The organism is Streptomyces sp. NBC_01190, assembly GCF_045039895.1.
In the GTDB taxonomy this organism is placed as follows: domain Bacteria; phylum Actinomycetota; class Actinomycetes; order Streptomycetales; family Streptomycetaceae; genus Actinacidiphila.
This window is the reverse complement of the sequence record NZ_CP108580.1, coordinates 1944089-1960375: the sequence shown is the minus strand read 5'-3', so window position 1 is coordinate 1960375 and position 16287 is coordinate 1944089. Positions and strand designations below refer to the sequence as shown.

The following is a 16287-nucleotide window of genomic DNA, read 5'->3' as shown; positions in this document are numbered from 1 at the left end:
ATACGTGGCCTGTCGGTACGCCGTCACCGTGGTCGGTCGGCGGGGACAAGCGGGTCCGGTCGGCCCGGGGGCGGTGCCGGGGCGCCCCGGGGGCTCAGCACGGTCTCAGCGGGGGCCGCCAAGCCCTTCCGCCGGCGCCTCCAGCGCCGCCATCTCGTGCTCGACCTCCCGGCGGTCCCTGGCACGCTGGCGGTCGGCGACGACGGCCGCCCAGGCGTTGCGCCGGGCGGTCTGCTGGCCACCGCTGAGCAGAAAAGACTCGACGGCCCGCAGCGCCCCGGAGACCGGAGCATGCGGGCGGACGACGGTGAGACGGGTGCCGCGCACGGGCCTGGACGTCATGGCGTCCCCTTCGAAGAGGAGCTGAATGGCTGAGCTGCGAAAGCCTGTGAAAGCACGACAACAGCCTCGCCACACTGTGTTACCAGCCGGTGACCAGTCGGTCAAACTCATATGAAAAGCCGTCAGCCACCGGCCCTTTGGGCGGTTCGTGCGCTATGTGAAGCCGCGACAGCCCGCCAACGCGCCACCGCGACGGCGCGCCACCGCGACGGTACGAAACCGCGCCGCCGTGATGTCATGCCGGCCCGCGAACTACGCCGCCGACTCCGCGCGCCGGTCGATCGCCTGCTGGAAGAGCCGACCCGCGCGGTACGACGATCGCACCAGCGGTCCGGACATCACGCCGGCGAAGCCGATCTCCTCGGCCTCCTCCTTCAGCTCCACGAACTCCGCGGGCTTCACCCACCGCTCCACCGGGTGGTGCCGCACCGAGGGACGCAGGTACTGGGTGATGGTGATCAGCTCGCACCCGGCCTCGTGCAGGTCGTGCAGCGCCTGGCTGATCTCGGCGCGCTCCTCGCCCATGCCCAGGATCAGGTTGGACTTGGTGACCAGACCGGCCTCGCGGGCCCGGGTGATGACCTCGAGCGAGCGCTCGTAACGGAAGGCGGGGCGGATCCGCTTGAAGATCCGCGGCACCGTCTCGACGTTGTGCGCGAGCACCTCGGGACGGGCGCCGAAGACCTCGGCCAGCTGGGCCGGCTCGGCGTTGAAGTCGGGGATCAGCAGCTCGACCTTGGTGGCGCCGCCGGGGCGCGCCGCGGTCATCGCGTGGATCTGGCGGACGGTCTCGGCGTACAGCCAGGAACCGCCGTCTTCCAGGTCGTCGCGGGCGACGCCGGTGATGGTGGCGTAGTTGAGGTCCATGGTGACCACGGACTCGCCCACCCTGCGCGGCTCGTCGCGGTCGAGCGCGGCCGGCTTGCCGGTGTCGATCTGGCAGAAGTCGCAGCGCCGGGTGCACTGGTCGCCGCCGATGAGGAAGGTGGCCTCGCGGTCCTCCCAGCATTCGTAGATGTTGGGACAGCCGGCCTCCTGGCACACGGTGTGCAGGCCCTCGCTCTTGACGAGTTTCTGCATCTGCGTGTACTCGGGACCCATCTTCGCCCGGGTCTTGATCCACTCGGGCTTGCGCTCAATGGGGGTCTGGCTGTTACGGACCTCCAGGCGCAGCATCTTCCGTCCGTCGGGTGCGACTGCGGACACGACCGGCTCCCTACAGCTTCGATTCTTCGGCGAACACCAGCGTACGCCCGTGATTCATACGGCTCCGTAACGAAGCAACCAGCGGCCTGATGGGTGCATTCCCGGCGGGGGTCCACCAGCCGGTGATCCGTCGCGGCTTCGTCATGGCTCTGTCATGGCTCTGTCGTGGCTCTGTCGTGGATCCGTCGTGGATCCGTCGTGGATCCGGGCCGGGCCGGCCCCGCGGGACCGACCCCTGGACCTACCCGGCGGGCGGCCCCGGCAACCGCGGCGGCGCGGCTTCGGCCCGGCCTCAGACCGCCCGCGGCAGCGGTACCGACGAGGCGAGGACCGCGGCCAGGTGCTTCTCGACCACCGGAAGCACCTCCCCGACCGTCACCTCGCGCCCCAGTTCCGCCGAGAGCGAGGTGACCCCCGCGTCCCGGATCCCGCACGGCACGATCCGGTCGAACCAGGTGTTGTCCGGGTCGCAGTTGACGGCGAAGCCGTGCATCGTCACGCCCTTGGCGACGCGGATGCCGATCGCGGCGAGCTTGCGGTCCTCGCGGCGCTGGCCGGCGTTGGAGGGGGCGTACTCCGGGCCGTTGAGCCGGGGGTCGAACTCCTCGTCGGCCAGCCGGGGGTCGAGGTCGAGCGTCAGGCCGCCGGCGCCGTCGGCCGCGCCCCGCCGCTCCACGGCGTCGCCGAGCACCCACACCCCGCTGCGTCCCTCCACCCGGCTGGTCGCCAGGCCGAAGTCCGCGGCGGTACGGATCAGCGCGTCCTCCAGCCGCCGGACATGGGCGACCACGTCCACCGGCCGGGGCAGTTTCAGGATCGGGTAGCCGACGAGCTGTCCCGGGCCGTGCCAGGTGATCTTGCCGCCGCGGTCGACGTCGACCACCGGGGTCCCGTCGAGCGGCCGTTCACTGTCGGCGGTACGGCGGCCGGCGGTGTAGACGGCCTGGTGTTCGAGGAGCAGGCAGGTGTCGGGGATCTCGTCCGCGAAGCGGGCCGCGTGCACCCGGCGCTGCTCCTGCCACGCCTCCTGGTAGTCGACGGCGTCCGCGCCGAACCCCAGGTGAACGAAGTCCAGCTCACTCACGACGACTCCTCCGCGATGCCTTGGCCCGGCGCCGGCCGTGGGTCTCACATGGCGCCCCACTCACTGTACGGCGGCGGGCGGCCGTCGCTGACCGGGGTCACCGGCGGCCTCCGCCGGCGACCCGGAGCAGCCGCCGGCGACCGACCTCGGCGGGACGGAAGGGGGCCCGGAGCGCGCTGGGGCGCGATGGTCCCTTGTCCCCCATTCGGGCGAATATGCCGTTCTTACGGTGAACTTCCCGGCGCAGACCGTTACATTCACGCCGATCCTGAGACTCCCAGCCTCCCAGCGGAAGTGGACCGCACTGCCGATGACGGACCCCGCAACGCAGCGACACCCCGACCGCCCCGACCGCCCCACCGGACCGGCCGCCGGGGTCCAGGGCACGGCCCAGCCGAGTGGGCCGGGCCGGCCCAACAGCCGGCTCGCCTCGCTGATCGCCGAAGCCGGCTTCTCCAACGCCGGGCTGGCCCGCCGGGTGGACCAGCTCGGCCTGGAACACGGCCTCGACCTGCGCTACGACAAGACGTCCGTCACCCGCTGGCTGCGCGGCCAGCAGCCGCGCGGCACGACGCCCGCGCTGATCGCCGAGGTGTTCACCCAGCGGCTCGGGCGGCGGCTGTCCGCCCAGGATCTCGGGCTCGACGCGTGCGCGCCGGTGTACGCGGGGCTCGAGTACGCCGCCACACCCGGTGAGGCGGTGGACATCGTCAGCGGGCTGTGGCGGAAGGACACCGGCAACCAGACGGAGCTGCGGAAGATCGCGTTCACCCCGGCCGGTCTGGTGGTCCCGAGCCGGGACTGGCTGATCGGGCACGCCGACGACAGCGTGGCGTCCACCGGCAGCGCGCCCCCTCCCCGTGGCGAGCCCCTCGGCGCGACCCCTGGCCCAAGCATCCCCGGCCCCAGCGTCCCCGGCCAGAGCGCTCCCGGTCCGGGCATCCCCGGCCAGAGCAGGGGGACGGAGCCGCCCGCGACGGGCGAGCCGGCCCCCGCGCGCGAGCGGACCGGCCACGCCGATCCGGGACGGCAGCGGATCGGCGCCGGCGACATCGCGGCGGTGCGCGCGGTCGGCGACCTCTTCCGCGGCCTCGACCAGGCGTACGGCGGCGGCCACGCCCGCCAGGCGCTCGTCAGGTATCTGGAGCACGAGGCCGAGCCGATGCTGCGCGGCAGCTACGGCGAGGCGCTCGGCCGCCGCCTCTTCGGCGCGGTCGCCGACCTCACCAGGCTGGCCGGCTGGACGTCGTACGACATCGGCGCGCACGGTCTCGCCCAGCGCTACTTCGTCCAGGCGCTGCGGCTGGCGCAGGCGGCGGGGGACCGGGTCTACGGCGGCTATGTGCTGGTCACCATGAGCCGGCAGGCGGTCTATCTCGGGCACGGACGGGAGGCCGTCCAGCTCGCCAGGGTCGCCCAGCAGGGCATCGGTACGGGGGTGCCGGCCGTCGTCCTGGCGCTGCTGCACGCCGCCGAGGCGCGCGGACACGGGCTGCTCGGCGAGGGCCGCGCCTGCACGGCCGCGCTCGCGAGGGCCGAACGCGCGCTCGCCGCGGCCCGCGGCGGCGACGAGATCCCGGGCTGGGCCCGCTTCTTCGACGAGGCGCAGCTCGCCAGCGAGTTCGCGCACTGCCACCGGGACCTCCTGCAATGGCGGATCGCGGCTCAGTACGCGGAGAAGTCGCTCCAGCTGCGGTCACCCGCTTACGCCCGCAGCCGGCTCTTCGCCCGCGTCGTCCTCGCCTGCGCGCGGCTCGGTCTCGGCGAGGTCGACGTGGCCTGCGCGCACGGCCTGGAGGCGGCCAAGCAGGCGGCGGACATGCGGTCGCTGCGCGCGGCGGAGTACGTCCGCGACTTCGGCCGCCGCCTCGACCCGTACCGCGACACGGCGGCGGCCCGCGCCTTCAACGACCGGCTGGCCGCGTTGCCGCAGTGACGCCGCGCACCCGGCGGGCGCGGCCGCCGGGGAGGGGTCCTACGGGGTGCGGGCTTCCTCTCCGCGGTACGGCTGGTGGCGCGGCTGCTCCGGGGCCGGGAGGTCGCGTGCGGCCGTGACGAGGGCCCGGTGGACGCGGGCCGTATCGGCCTCGGTGGTGCGCCAGTTGGAGAAGGCGGCGCGCAACGCCGGCCCGCCCCCGTACACCGTGGGGGTCAGGAACGCCTCGCCCGAGGCGGTGACCGCGGCGGAGAGGGCCGCGAGGCGCGCCGGGGTGGGGTGGTCGGCGAGGGTGAAGCAGACGACGTTGAGCCGGGCCGGGGCGAGCAGCCGGAACGCGGGTTCGGCGTCGAGCGCGGCGGCCAGCGAGGCGGCGCAGGCCGCGTTGCGGACGACGATCTCGCCGTGGCCCGCCGCGCCGTAGGCCGTCAGGGTGAGCCAGGCCGGCAGGGCGCGCAGCCGGCGGGAGTTCTCCGGGGTCAGGTGCAGGAAGTCGGGGTCGGCGGGATCGGGCACGCCCAGGTAGGGGGAGGCGTTGTGGAAGACGGCGGTCTGAAGATCACGGCGGCGGGTGAACTGGACCGCGCAGTCGTACGGCACGTTGAGCCACTTGTGCAGGTCGACGCAGACCGAGTCGGCCAGGTCCAGCCCCGCGGTGAGGTGGGCGTGGGCGGGGGAGAGGGCCGCGAAGCCGCCGAAGGCGGCGTCCACGTGCAGCCAGAAGGGGAAGCGGTCCCGGAGCGCCGCGACAGCCCGCAGGTCGTCGAAGTCGACCGTGTTGACGGTGCCGGCGTTGGCCACGACGACGGCGGGCCGGCCGCGCAGCTCGGCCAGCGCGGTGGCCAGCGCGGGCACGTCCACCGCCTCGCGGCCCGGCAGGGTGGCGACCGTACGCAGCCGGTCCCGTCCGATGCCCAGGATCGACAGCGCCTTGCCGATGCTGGAGTGGGGGGCGCCGGACAGTACGGTGACCGGGCCGAGCGCGTCGGCGCCCGCCCGCGACACCCGCACTCCGAGGCGCTCGCCCACCCACTCCCGGGCGATGGCGAGCCCCACGGTGTTGGCGGCGGTCGCGCCGCTCACGAAGGCACCGGAGTGGGCGTCCCCGAGGCCGAAGAGCTCGCGCAGCCAGCGGAGGGTCTCCTGTTCCAGTTCGGCCGCGCAGGAGTCACCGCCGGACGCGGCGTTCTGGTCGTACGTGCCGGTGAGCCAGTCGCCGGCCAGCCCGGCGGGGGTGGCGCCGCCGGTGACGAAGCCGAGGTAGCGCGGGCCCGCGCTCCCGGACAGGCCCGCCTCCCAGCGCTCCCCGAACTCGGCGAGCGCCGCCGCGAGGCCGCGCCCCTCGGCGGGCAGCGGTGCCTTGCCGTCGGCCGCCCGCCACCCCGCGTGCGCGGCGGCCCGCTCGTCGAGCCCGGCCAGAAAGCGAACGGCGTACTCCCGCGTCATCCCGAGCAGTTCCGGCAGCCGAGCGAGGTCCCCGGCGAGCAGTGCGTCCATGAACCGGCACGGTAGGTCCGCCAACCCCGACCTGTCGCGGTCCACTTGCTCCCATCTGGCCCCAACCCGCAGGGAGATGGCCCCTTCCCACCCTCAGCGCGCCCGGCCGTGCGCTCAGCCGGGCGCGCCGACGACCGTGCCCTACGGCCGCAGCGCCGCCTCGATCGCCTCGTCGATCCCCGGGTAGGTGAACCGGAAACCGGAACCGAGCAGCCGCTTGGGCCGTACCCGCTGGCTGCCCAGCACATCGCCGGCGAACTCGCCGAGCGCGATCCGCAGCACCGGGGCCGGCACCGTCGCGAGGGTGGGGCGGTGCAGCACACGGCCCATCGCCGCGGTGACCTCGCGGTTGGTGAGCGGCTCGGGCGCGGTCAGGTTCACCGGTCCGGACAGCTCCTCGGTGTCGATGAGGTGCCGCAGGGCGGCGATCTCGTCGTGCAGTGCGATAAAGCTCCAGTACTGCCGCCCACTGCCGAGCCGCCCGCCGAGCCCGGCCTTGAAGATCGGGAAGAGCCGTCCCCACGCCCCGCCGCTGCTCGCCACCACAAGACCGGTGCGGGCGTGCACGGTACGGATGCCGGCCTCGCGGGCCCGCTCGCCCGCGGCCTCCCACTCCTCGACCAGCTCCGGCAGGAACCCCTCGCCGGCCGGACTGTCCTCGTCCGCGGCGGAGTCACCGGTGTCGCCGTAGAAGCCGATGGCGCTCCCGCACACCAGCACCTTGGGCGGGGTGTCGAGCGAGGCGACCGCGCGGGCGATCACATCGGTGCCGCGCACCCGGCTGTCGACCAGCTCCTTCTTCCGCGCCGCCGTCCAGCGCCGGTCGCCGATGCCCGCGCCCGCCAGGTGCACCACCACCTCGGTGCCGGCCAGACCCGCGGTGTCCACCGTCCCGGCGGCCGGATCCCACCGCACCTCGTCGACCCGCTCGGGCGGGCGGCGGACCAGCCGGCGGATCTCGTGGCCGTCGGCGCTGAGCGACTCGATGAGATGGGAACCGATCAGCCCGGAGGCTCCGGTGACCGCGATACGCATGGGGGTGCCTCTCTTCAGCCGAACCGGGCCCACAGGTGCGGATAGCGCTCCGCCATCGCCTCTTCGTCGTCCATGTCGATCGGCTCGCCCTCGGGGCTCTCCGGCTCCGCGAGACCGAGGTCGGGCAGCCGCACACCGGTGAGCTGCTCGTACGCCTCGTCCGCCGCGTATCCCACGTCCTCCGCGTCGCCGTCGGTCTCCGCGTCGAAGGACTCGGCCAGCTCGGCCAGGTCGTCAGGGGCGCTCAGTGCGCCCTCGAAGACATGGCGGCCCTGGGCGATCAGCCAGCAGCGGAAGTAGTCGAAGGACTCGTCGTCCGCGCCGCCCAGCATCACGTCGGCGGCGCCCCACAGCTCCCAGGTGAAGGCGCGCAGGAATCTGGTCTCGAAGTGCCGGGCGAAGTCCACCACCGAGTCGGGGTCGAGCTGGGCCAGCTTCTCGACCAGCAGGTCGGCGTGTTCGTCCGGATCGCCGTCCGCGGCCTCGCGGGTAGTATCGACGATCTCCCAGAACTCCGTCTCGTCCATCACGCGTCCAGCTTCCCGGTTGCCGCGCCGGCACGCACGCGGAGCGCCCCGGATACACCCGTGTTGTTGACGATCTCCCGGCCGGAGCGCGGGATCACCGGACGTATGCCCGGGACGGGTCAGCGTACCGGTAGCTTCAGCCGGTAGATCACCACGCGCCGCCGGGGCCGGAAGCCGAGTGCGGAGTTGACGGCCAGCATGTGCCGGTTGTCGTCGGCGTTGTCGGTGGTGACGGCGGTGATCGCCGGGTCCACGGTGGGCACGAGACGCAGCATGGCGGCCTTCATCCACAGGCCGAGCCCGCGGCCGCGGTGGGCGGCGAGGACCGCGGTGTCGTACTGCTGGGCGACCCCGCCGGCGTCCGCGTCGAGCACCAGTTCGGTGTAGCCGGCCACCGCGCCGTCCGCCTCGGCGACCGCGGCCACGGTCAGCAGCCGCTCGCCCCGCCGGGCGACGACCCGGGCGGCCTCGCGGACCCTCTCTTCGTTCCCGGCGGCCCCGGCGGCCCCTGTCACGGTGCCGAGGACCTCGCCGCCCGGCATGTCGGCCATGCCCTCCTTGGCCCGGGCGAAGCCGGCCGCCAGCTCGTCGGGGACGACGCCCTCCCACCACGTCAGCCGGTATCCCGGGTGCGGCAGGTCGGGCAGCTTGCCGATGGGCTCGGGGATGTCGTCGAGCGACAGCCGCAGCACACCGAGCCGGAGCGCGGGCGCGAAGTCGCGGGTGGCCAGGAAGCTTTCGCCGGACGTCCCGGCGATCACCCGGGTGGCGAGGGTACGGCGGCCCGCCTCGGTGGCCGCCTCGGTGACGGTGGCCAGCAGCCGGGAGCCGGCGCCCATCCGCCGGTGGGCCGGGTGGACGGTCATGTCCACCTCGGCGAGGTGGGCGCGGCCCGGTGCGGTGAACAGCCGCAGGGCGGCGGTGGCCACCGGGTCCTGCCCGGAGCCGCGCACCAGCCAGAGCACCTGACGGCTGTCGCTGCCGTCCTGGGTGAGCTGGGCCCGCAAGGCATCCACCGAGGGCACCGGGTCGCCGGGCCGGTCGTGCGCCAGGGCAGCCGACCACACCCGGTGCCAGGCACGGAAGTCCTCGGCGGTGGGAGCCGTCAAGGGGCTCGGGTTGGCAGCCATCCGGGGGACGTTAACCGTTTTCGGCGGAGCGCCGCAATCCCTTTCGAGCCGGGAGGTCGCTGTGGATGTCCTGATCACGTCCTTCTCGGCGGCCACACCGGTTACAGGAGCCCAGCCCCCCGGCCCCCCGCCCGGCCCACCCCCCGGCGGCATCGGGCATCGCGAGGCGGCGCACGGCGGACCGAGGTCCCGCCGCACGCCGCCAGGGGGATCGCCGCACGCCGCCGGGGACCGCCCCGGGGACTACAGCCCGTACCGCTCGGCGGCCTCCTTGACCGTGGCCGGGTTGATGTCGCCGCGCCGGGCCAGCGCCGCCAGTGTCCGCACCGTCAGCGATTGCGGGTCCACCCCGAAGTGGCGCCGCGCCGCGTCCCGGGTGTCCGACAGGCCGAATCCGTCGGTGCCGACCGACGTCCACTCCTGCTCCACCCACGGCGCGATCTGGTCCGGCACCGCCCGCATCCAGTCGCTGAACGCCACCACGGGTCCCGGCGCGCCGGCCAGCGCCCGCGTCACGTACGGCACCCGCTCCTCGCCGTGAAGCCGGGCCGCGTCGCACTCCAGCGCCTCGCGCCGCAGCTCGGTCCAGGACGGCGCCGACCACACGTCGGCCGCCACGCCCCAGTCCTCGGCGAGCAGCCGCTGCGTCTCCAGCGCCCAGTGGACGGCGGTACCGGAGGCCAGCAGTTGCGCCTGCGGCGCGTTCGCGGGCGTCCGCACCGCGTCCTGCGCCCGCCGGTAGCGGTAGAGGCCCTTGAGGATGCCCTCCTCGACACCCTCGGGCATGGCCGGCTGGATCTTCGGCTCGTTGTAGACCGTCAGGTAGTAGAAGACGTTGGGGTCCTCGTCCGCGGCGGTCTCGCCGTACATCCGCCGCAGGCCCTCGCGGACGATCACCGACACCTCGTAGGCGAAGGCCGGGTCGTAGGAGATCGCCGCCGGGTTGGTGGAGGCGATCAGATGCGAGTGGCCGTCGGCGTGCTGGAGCCCCTCACCGGTCATCGTGGTGCGGCCGGCCGTCGCGCCGATCACGAAACCGCGGCCCAACTGGTCGGCGAGCGCCCAGAACTGGTCGGCGGTCCGCTGCCAGCCGAACATCGAGTAGAAGATGTAGAACGGGATCATCGGCTCGCCGTGGGTGGCGTACGACGTGGCCGCGGCGGTGAAGTCGGCGACCGAACCCGCCTCGGTGATCCCCTCGTTGAGGATCTGGCCGTCCTTCGCCTCCTTGTAGTACAGGAGCTGGTCGCGGTCGACCGGGTCGTACGTCTGGCCCTTGGGCGAATAGAGGCCCGCCGACGGGAAGAGCGACTCCATGCCGAAGGTCCTGGCCTCGTCGGGAACGATCGGCACCCAGCGGCGGCCGGTCTCCTTCTCCCGCATCAGATCCTTGATCAGCCGGACGAACGCCATGGTGGTGGCTATCTCCTGGCCGCCGGAACCCTTCTCCAGCGCGGTGAACGGCTTGGCCGCGGGCGCGGGCAGCGGCTTGGCGACCACCGTGCGGGCCGGCGCCGGGCCGCCCAGCGCGGCCCGCCGCTCCCGCAGATACCGGACCTCGGGCGAGTTCTCGCCCGGGTGCCAGTACGGGACCACGTCCGCGTCAAGCGCGCTGTCCGGGATGGGCAGCTCCAGCAGATCGCGCATGGTGCGGAACTGCGGGCCGGTGAGCTTCTTCATCTGGTGGTTGGCGTTGCGCGACTCGAAGCCGGCGCCGAGCGTGTAGCCCTTCACCGTCTGCGCGAGAATCACCGTCGGGGCGCCCTTGTGCTCGACGGCGGCGCGGTAGGCCGCGTACACCTTGCGGGGCTCGTGCCCGGCGCGGGAGGTCTGGAAGAGCTCCAGCAGCTTGGCGTCGGACAGCTTCGCGCCGATGGTGCGCAGCGCCGCGTCCGCGCCGAAGAAGTGCTCGCGCAGATAGCCGGCGTCCCGGGTGGCGTACGTCTGGAACTGGGCGTCGGGGGTCTCCCGCAGCCGCCTGAGCAGCGCGCCCTCGGTGTCCTGGGCGATCACTTCGTCCCAGGCCGCTCCCCACAGCGCCTTGATCACATGCCAGCCCGCCGCGCGGAACTGCGCCTCCAGCTCCTGCACGATCTTGAAGTTGGGGCGGACCGGGCCGTCGAGCCGCTGGAGGTTGCAGTTGATGACGAAGGTCAGGTTGTCCAGGCCCTCACGGCCGGCCAGGGCCAGGGACGCGGTCGACTCCGGCTCGTCCATCTCGCCGTCGCCGAGGAACGCCCAGACGTGCGAGTCCGAGGTGTCCTTGATGCCGCGGTGCTCCAGATACCGGTTGAAGCGGGCCTGGTAGATCGCCGAAAGCGGGCCGAGGCCCATGGAGACGGTCGGGAACTCCCACAGCCAGGGCAGGCGGCGCGGATGCGGGTACGAGGGCAGGCCGTCGCCGCCGGCCTCCTGGCGGAAGCGGTCGAGCTGCGCCTCGGAGAGCCGGCCTTCGAGGAAGGCGCGGGCGTAGATGCCGGGGGAGGCGTGGCCCTGGAGGTAGAGCTGGTCGCCGGAACCCCCGCCCCCGGCCGGTGAGCCAGCCAGGCCCTCCTTGCCGCGGAAGAAGTGCTGGAAGCCGGTCTCGTAGAGCCAGGCCGCCGACGCGAAGGTGGCGATGTGGCCGCCGAGGCCCAGCTTGCTGCCGCGGGTCACCATCGCCGCGGCGTTCCACCGGTTCCAGGCGGTGATCCGGGCCTCCATCGCCTCGTCGCCGGGGTAGGCGGGCTCGGCGGCGGTCGGGATGGTGTTGATGTACTCCGTCTCCAGCAGCGGCGGCAGCACCACGCCGCCGTCACCGGCGGACTCCAGGGTGCGCCGCATCAGGTACGCGGCCCGGTGCGGACCCGCGGACTCGGTGACCGCCGTGAGCGAGGCGCGCCATTCGGCGGTCTCCTCCGGGTCGCGGTCCGGGATCTGGTCGAGCTGACTCAGCCGTGGTCGGCGTACGTCGTCGGGCATGGGGTGCCGCCTTCCGAACGGAGGGAGGGATGGAGAGTGCGAGTTCTTGGGTCGGCATGACAGGGCTCGCCCCTCCGGACTCCACGGTACGTCGCCGATCGATGATCGATCAATGGCCAACCGAAAGGAAATGACCACGAAACCGGCGAGATTTCCAAAGTCGGCACCCCGTGTCAACCTTGCGGGCACAGAGTGTCAGCGGCGTGGCGCCTTGGAAACCGTGGTGTGACCCGCGCGGACCCCTCGAACCCCCTCAGGCTCCCACAGCCACCTTGGGGCAGCCTTCAGCCGCCCTTCAGCCCTTCTTGGGCCGGAGCGGGACCGGCCGGCTCAGACCTGCGGCGCGCAGCTCAGCACATGCGCCTTGATCAGGGCGGTGATGTCCGGGTCCCGGCGGACGAAGGCGTCCACGATCTCCTGGTGCTCGGCCGCGTACGCCCGCGGGGCCGGGCTCAGCCAGCGGATGGAGAGCGTCGTCCACACCTCGATGCCGAGCGACTCCCAGGCGTGCAGCAGTACCGCGTTGCCCGCCGCGCGGACCAGCTCGTGGTGGAAGGCGACGGTGTGCCGCACCTGCGCCTCGACGGCCGGCCCGGTGTCGGCCGCCCGCAGCGCGGCGACCTCCCGCTCCAGCGCCGAGGGGTCACCGGCCAGCGCCTCGGCGGCCAGTTCGGCCGCGACCTGTTCCAGACCGGCCCGGACCGGATAGCTCTCCTTCAGGTCGGCCGCGGTCAGATTGCGCACCCTCACGCCCTTGTTGGGCGCCGACTCGATCAGCCGCAGCGTCTCCAGCTCACGAAGCGCCTCCCGCACCGGCGTCTGGCTCACCCGCAGCTCCACCGCGATCCGGCGCTCCACGATCCGCTCACCCGGCTGCCAGCGCCCGCTGACGATGCCCTCCAGGATGTGCTCGCGGATCTGCTCCCGAAGGCTGTGCACGACCAGAAGCGGGGCCTCGGCTTGCTGAGCGGCGCCAGCGGCCATGGGGTGCGGTCCTTCCCGTAGACGTGGGATAGACGATACGACCAGGAGGCAACCCTGCCGCCATCCCGGCGGGCGCGGCTCCCGGACCGGCTCGCCGCGGATACCACGGCGCCCCCGTCCCCGACTGACGGGAACGGGGGCGCCGTAAGGCCGGGCGGCGCGGGCCGGGCCGGCCCGGAGCCGTCAGAGACCCAGCTCGACCTCGAACTCGCCGGCCTCCAGGATCTCCTTGACCGCCGTCAGGTAACGGGCCGCGTCGGCACCGTCCACCAGCCGGTGGTCGTAGGAGAGCGCCAGATAGGTCATGTCACGGATGCCGATGACCGTGCCCTCGGGGGTCTCGACGACCACCGGGCGCTTGACGGTCGCGCCGATGCCCAGGATCGCGGCCTGGTTCGGCGGCACGATGACCGTGTCGAAGAGCGCGCCGCGCGAACCGGTGTTGCTGATGGTGAAGGTGGCGCCCGCCAGGTCGTCCGGGGTGATCTTGCTGGCCCGGACGTTGCCCGCCAGTTCGGCGGTCTTCTTGGCGATCCCGGCGATGTTCAGATCGCCGGCGCCCTTGATGACCGGGGTCATCAGGCCCTTCTCGGAGTCCACCGCGATACCGATGTTCTCGGAGTCGAAGTAGGTGACCGTGCCCTCGTCCTCGTTGATCCGGGCGTTGATCCCCGGGTGCGCCTTGAGCGCCTGGGCGGCGGCCTTGACGAAGAACGGCATCGGGGAGAGCTTCACGCCCTCACGGGCGAGGAAGGACTCCTTGGCCTGGCCGCGCAGCCGCATGAGCCGGGTGATGTCCACCTCGACCACGGTGGTCAGCTGCGCCTGCGAGTGCAGCGCCTTCATCATGTTGTCGCCGATGAGCTTGCGCATCCGCGTCATCTTGACCGTCTGACCGCGCAGCGGCGACACCGCGGGAGCGGACTTCGACGCGGCGGGGGCCTTGGCGGGCGGCGCGGCGGCAGCGGCCTTCGCCGCCTCGGCGGCGGTGAGCACGTCCTGCTTGCGGATCCGGCCGCCGACGCCGGTGCCGCGCACCGAGCCGAGGCTGACGCCGTTCTCGGCGGCGAGCTTGCGGACCAGCGGGGTGACATAGGCGGCGTCGTCCGCGGCGGCGGGGGCCGGAGCCGCGGGTGCCGCCGCCTGCGGGGCGGGGGCGGGGGCGGCGGCCGGAGCAGCCGGGGCCGGGGCGGGCGCGGCCGGCGCGGGGGCGGGTGCTTCAGCCGCCGGAGCCGGTGCCGGTGCCGGTGCCGGAGCAGGTGCGGGTGCCTCAGCCGCGGGCGCCGGAGCCGGGGTCGGGTCGGGCGCCGGGGCGGCCGGCGCCGGAGCGGGCGCGGCGGGTGCCGGCGCCGCCGCCGGGGCGGCACCGGGCGCGCCGATGACGGCCAGCCGGGCGCCGACCTCGGCCGACTCGTCCTCCTGGACCAGGATCTCCAGCAGGGTGCCCGCGACCGGGGACGGGATCTCGGTGTCGACCTTGTCGGTGGACACCTCAAGCAGCGGCTCGTCGGCGTCGACGCTCTCGCCGACCTGCTTCAGCCAGCGGGTGACGGTGCCCTCGGTCACGCTCTCGCCGAGCGCCGGCAGCGTCACATCGGTGCCGGCCGCACTGCTGCCGCCCTTGACGGCCTCGGCCGTCGGGGCGGGCGCGGGTTCCTCCACCTCGGTGGAGGGAGTGGAAGGAGCGGCCTGGGGGGCCGGGGCCGCGGCGGGTTCGGGCTGCGGCTCGGCGGCGGGAGCGGGGGCAGCCGCGGGGGCGCCGCTGCCGTCGTCGATGACGGCCAGTTCGGCGCCGACCTCGACCGTCTCGTCCTCGGCGACCTTGATGGACGCGAGCACACCGGACGCGGGCGAGGGGATCTCGGTGTCGACCTTGTCGGTCGAGACCTCGAGCAGCGGCTCGTCGGCCTCGACGCGCTCACCCTCGGCCTTCAGCCAGCGGGTGACGGTGCCCTCGGTCACGCTCTCACCGAGCGCCGGCAGGGTTACGGAAACCGCCATGGTTGCGGTTGCTCCTAACGGATCTGTACGGATGGGGTGGCGTGGCGGAGGGTCAGTCGTGCGAGTGCAGCGGCTTGCCCGCGAGGGCCAGGTGGGCCTCGCCGAGCGCCTCGGTCTGGGTGGGGTGGGCGTGGATGAGCTGCGCGACCTCGCCCGGCAGCGCCTCCCAGTTGTAGATGAGCTGGGCTTCGCCGATCTGCTCGCCCATCCGGTCGCCGACCATGTGCACGCCGACGACGGCACCGTCGCGGACCTGGACGAGCTTGACCTCGCCCGACGTCTTGAGGATCTTGCTCTTGCCGTTGCCCGCGAGGTTGTACTTGAGGGTGACGACCTTGTCGGCGCCGTAGAGCTCCTTGGCCTTCGCCTCGGAGATGCCCACGGAGGCGACCTCCGGGTGGCAGTACGTCACGCGCGGCACACCGTCGTAGTCGATGGGCACGGTCTTCAGGCCGGCCAGCCGCTCGGCGACGAGGATGCCCTCGGCGAAGCCGACGTGCGCGAGCTGGAGGGTCGGCACCAGGTCGCCGACGGCCGAGATGGTCGGCACGTTGGTGCGCAGGTACTCGTCGACCAGCACGAAGCCGCGGTCCATCGCGACGCCCTGCTCCTCGTACCCGAGGTTCTGCGAGACGGGGCCGCGGCCGATCGCGACCAGCAGCACCTCCGCCTCGAAGGTCTTGCCGTCGGCGAGCGTCACCTTCACCCCGTCGGCGGTGTACTCGGCGCCCTGGAAGAAGGTGCCGAGGTTGAACTTTATGCCGCGCTTGCGGAAGGCCCGCTCCAGCAGCTTGGAGCTGTTCTCGTCCTCGACCGGCACCAGGTGGGGCAGGCCCTCGACGATCGTGACGTCGGTGCCGAAGGACTTCCACGCCGAGGCGAACTCGACGCCGATCACGCCGCCGCCCAGGATGATCGCCGACTTCGGCACCCGGTCGAGCACCAGGGCGTGGTCGGAGGAGATGATCCGGTCGCCGTCGATGGTCAGGCCCGGCAGCGAGCGCGGTACGGAGCCGGTCGCGAGCAGGACGTGCCGGCCCTCGATCCGCTGGCCGCCCACCTCCACCGAGGTGGGCGAGGAGAGCCGGCCCGCGCCCTCGATGTAGGTGACCTTGCGCGAGGCCACCAGGCCCTGCAGGCCCTTGTAGAGGCCGGCGATCACATCGTTCTTGTACTTGTGCACGGCGGCGATGTCGATGCCCTCGAACGTGGCCCGGACACCGAACTGCTCGCTCTCGCGAGCCTGGTCGGCGATCTCGCCGGCGTGCAGCAGCGCCTTGGTGGGAATGCATCCCTGATGCAGACAGGTGCCCCCGAGCTTGTTCTTCTCGATCAGGGCGACGTCCAGTCCCAGCTGCGCGGCACGCAGGGCGGCTGCGTAGCCTCCACTGCCACCGCCGAGGATCACTAGGTCGAAAACAGTGCTGGCGTCGTTCGCCACGTCACGTCCTCCATGCATGGGTTCGCCGGAGCCGGTCCACCAAGACCGGGCGGCGGCTTTGGTTCGGCCGCTTTGTCTCAAAGGGGGCCCTGTCGTGCCGAGACAACATCTTCGCACTTCTGAACCGCTTGCGGAGCACCGGG

General features: G+C 73.0%; 12 protein-coding genes. 1 reads left to right on the top strand and 11 read right to left on the bottom strand.

The window, feature by feature from the left end; translation table 11 throughout:
* Window positions 1–105: 105 nt before the first annotated feature.
* From OG519_RS08350 to lipB, 3 genes are all read right to left on the bottom strand, one after another.
* Window positions 106–342, bottom strand: a complete 237-nt coding sequence (locus tag OG519_RS08350; RefSeq protein ID WP_405580680.1) for a hypothetical protein — start codon at window positions 340–342, stop codon at window positions 106–108.
* A gap of 252 nt (window positions 343–594) precedes the next feature.
* The gene (lipA, locus tag OG519_RS08345; RefSeq protein ID WP_405580677.1) at window positions 595–1548 is read right to left on the bottom strand and encodes a lipoyl synthase; all 954 of its coding nucleotides are present in this window, start codon (window positions 1546–1548) and stop codon (window positions 595–597) included.
* 292 nt (window positions 1549–1840) lie between these two features.
* Window positions 1841–2632, bottom strand: coding sequence for a lipoyl(octanoyl) transferase LipB (gene lipB / locus OG519_RS08340; RefSeq protein WP_405580675.1), 792 nt, complete (start codon window positions 2630–2632; stop codon window positions 1841–1843).
* Between the two features lie 310 nt (window positions 2633–2942).
* Here lipB and OG519_RS08335 point away from each other — a divergent pair, with 310 nt between their 5' ends.
* Window positions 2943–4568 (top strand): regulator, encoded by a 1626-nt coding sequence (locus tag OG519_RS08335; protein ID WP_405580673.1) that lies wholly within the window; start codon window positions 2943–2945, stop codon window positions 4566–4568.
* A 39-nt stretch (window positions 4569–4607) separates the two neighbouring features.
* On the opposite strand, the gene OG519_RS08330 is transcribed toward OG519_RS08335, so the two are convergent.
* The 8 genes from OG519_RS08330 to lpdA all read right to left on the bottom strand — a co-directional run bounded on the left by OG519_RS08330 (window position 4608) and on the right by lpdA (window position 16144).
* On the bottom strand, window positions 4608–6065 hold the full coding sequence (locus OG519_RS08330) for a pyridoxal phosphate-dependent decarboxylase family protein (RefSeq protein ID WP_405580670.1): 1458 nt from the start codon (window positions 6063–6065) through the stop codon (window positions 4608–4610).
* A 141-nt stretch (window positions 6066–6206) separates the two neighbouring features.
* Window positions 6207–7100 (bottom strand): TIGR01777 family oxidoreductase, encoded by an 894-nt coding sequence (locus tag OG519_RS08325; protein WP_405580667.1) that lies wholly within the window; start codon window positions 7098–7100, stop codon window positions 6207–6209.
* Window positions 7101–7114: 14 nt separating this feature from the next.
* Entirely contained in the window at window positions 7115–7627 is a 513-nt protein-coding gene (locus OG519_RS08320; RefSeq protein WP_405592569.1) for a DUF4240 domain-containing protein, read from the bottom strand.
* A gap of 119 nt (window positions 7628–7746) precedes the next feature.
* Window positions 7747–8757: a GNAT family N-acetyltransferase gene (locus OG519_RS08315; protein ID WP_405580664.1), complete on the bottom strand. Its 1011-nt coding sequence runs from the start codon at window positions 8755–8757 to the stop codon at window positions 7747–7749.
* Between the two features lie 243 nt (window positions 8758–9000).
* Window positions 9001–11718: a pyruvate dehydrogenase (acetyl-transferring), homodimeric type gene (gene aceE, locus OG519_RS08310; protein ID WP_405580661.1), complete on the bottom strand. Its 2718-nt coding sequence runs from the start codon at window positions 11716–11718 to the stop codon at window positions 9001–9003.
* 330 nt (window positions 11719–12048) lie between these two features.
* The gene (locus tag OG519_RS08305; RefSeq protein WP_405580658.1) at window positions 12049–12702 is read right to left on the bottom strand and encodes a GntR family transcriptional regulator; all 654 of its coding nucleotides are present in this window, start codon (window positions 12700–12702) and stop codon (window positions 12049–12051) included.
* 183 nt (window positions 12703–12885) lie between these two features.
* On the bottom strand, window positions 12886–14703 hold the full coding sequence (sucB, locus tag OG519_RS08300) for a 2-oxoglutarate dehydrogenase, E2 component, dihydrolipoamide succinyltransferase (protein ID WP_405580656.1): 1818 nt from the start codon (window positions 14701–14703) through the stop codon (window positions 12886–12888).
* 52 nt (window positions 14704–14755) lie between these two features.
* Window positions 14756–16144 (bottom strand): dihydrolipoyl dehydrogenase, encoded by a 1389-nt coding sequence (gene lpdA, locus OG519_RS08295; protein WP_405580653.1) that lies wholly within the window; start codon window positions 16142–16144, stop codon window positions 14756–14758.
* Window positions 16145–16287 lie beyond the last annotated feature (143 nt).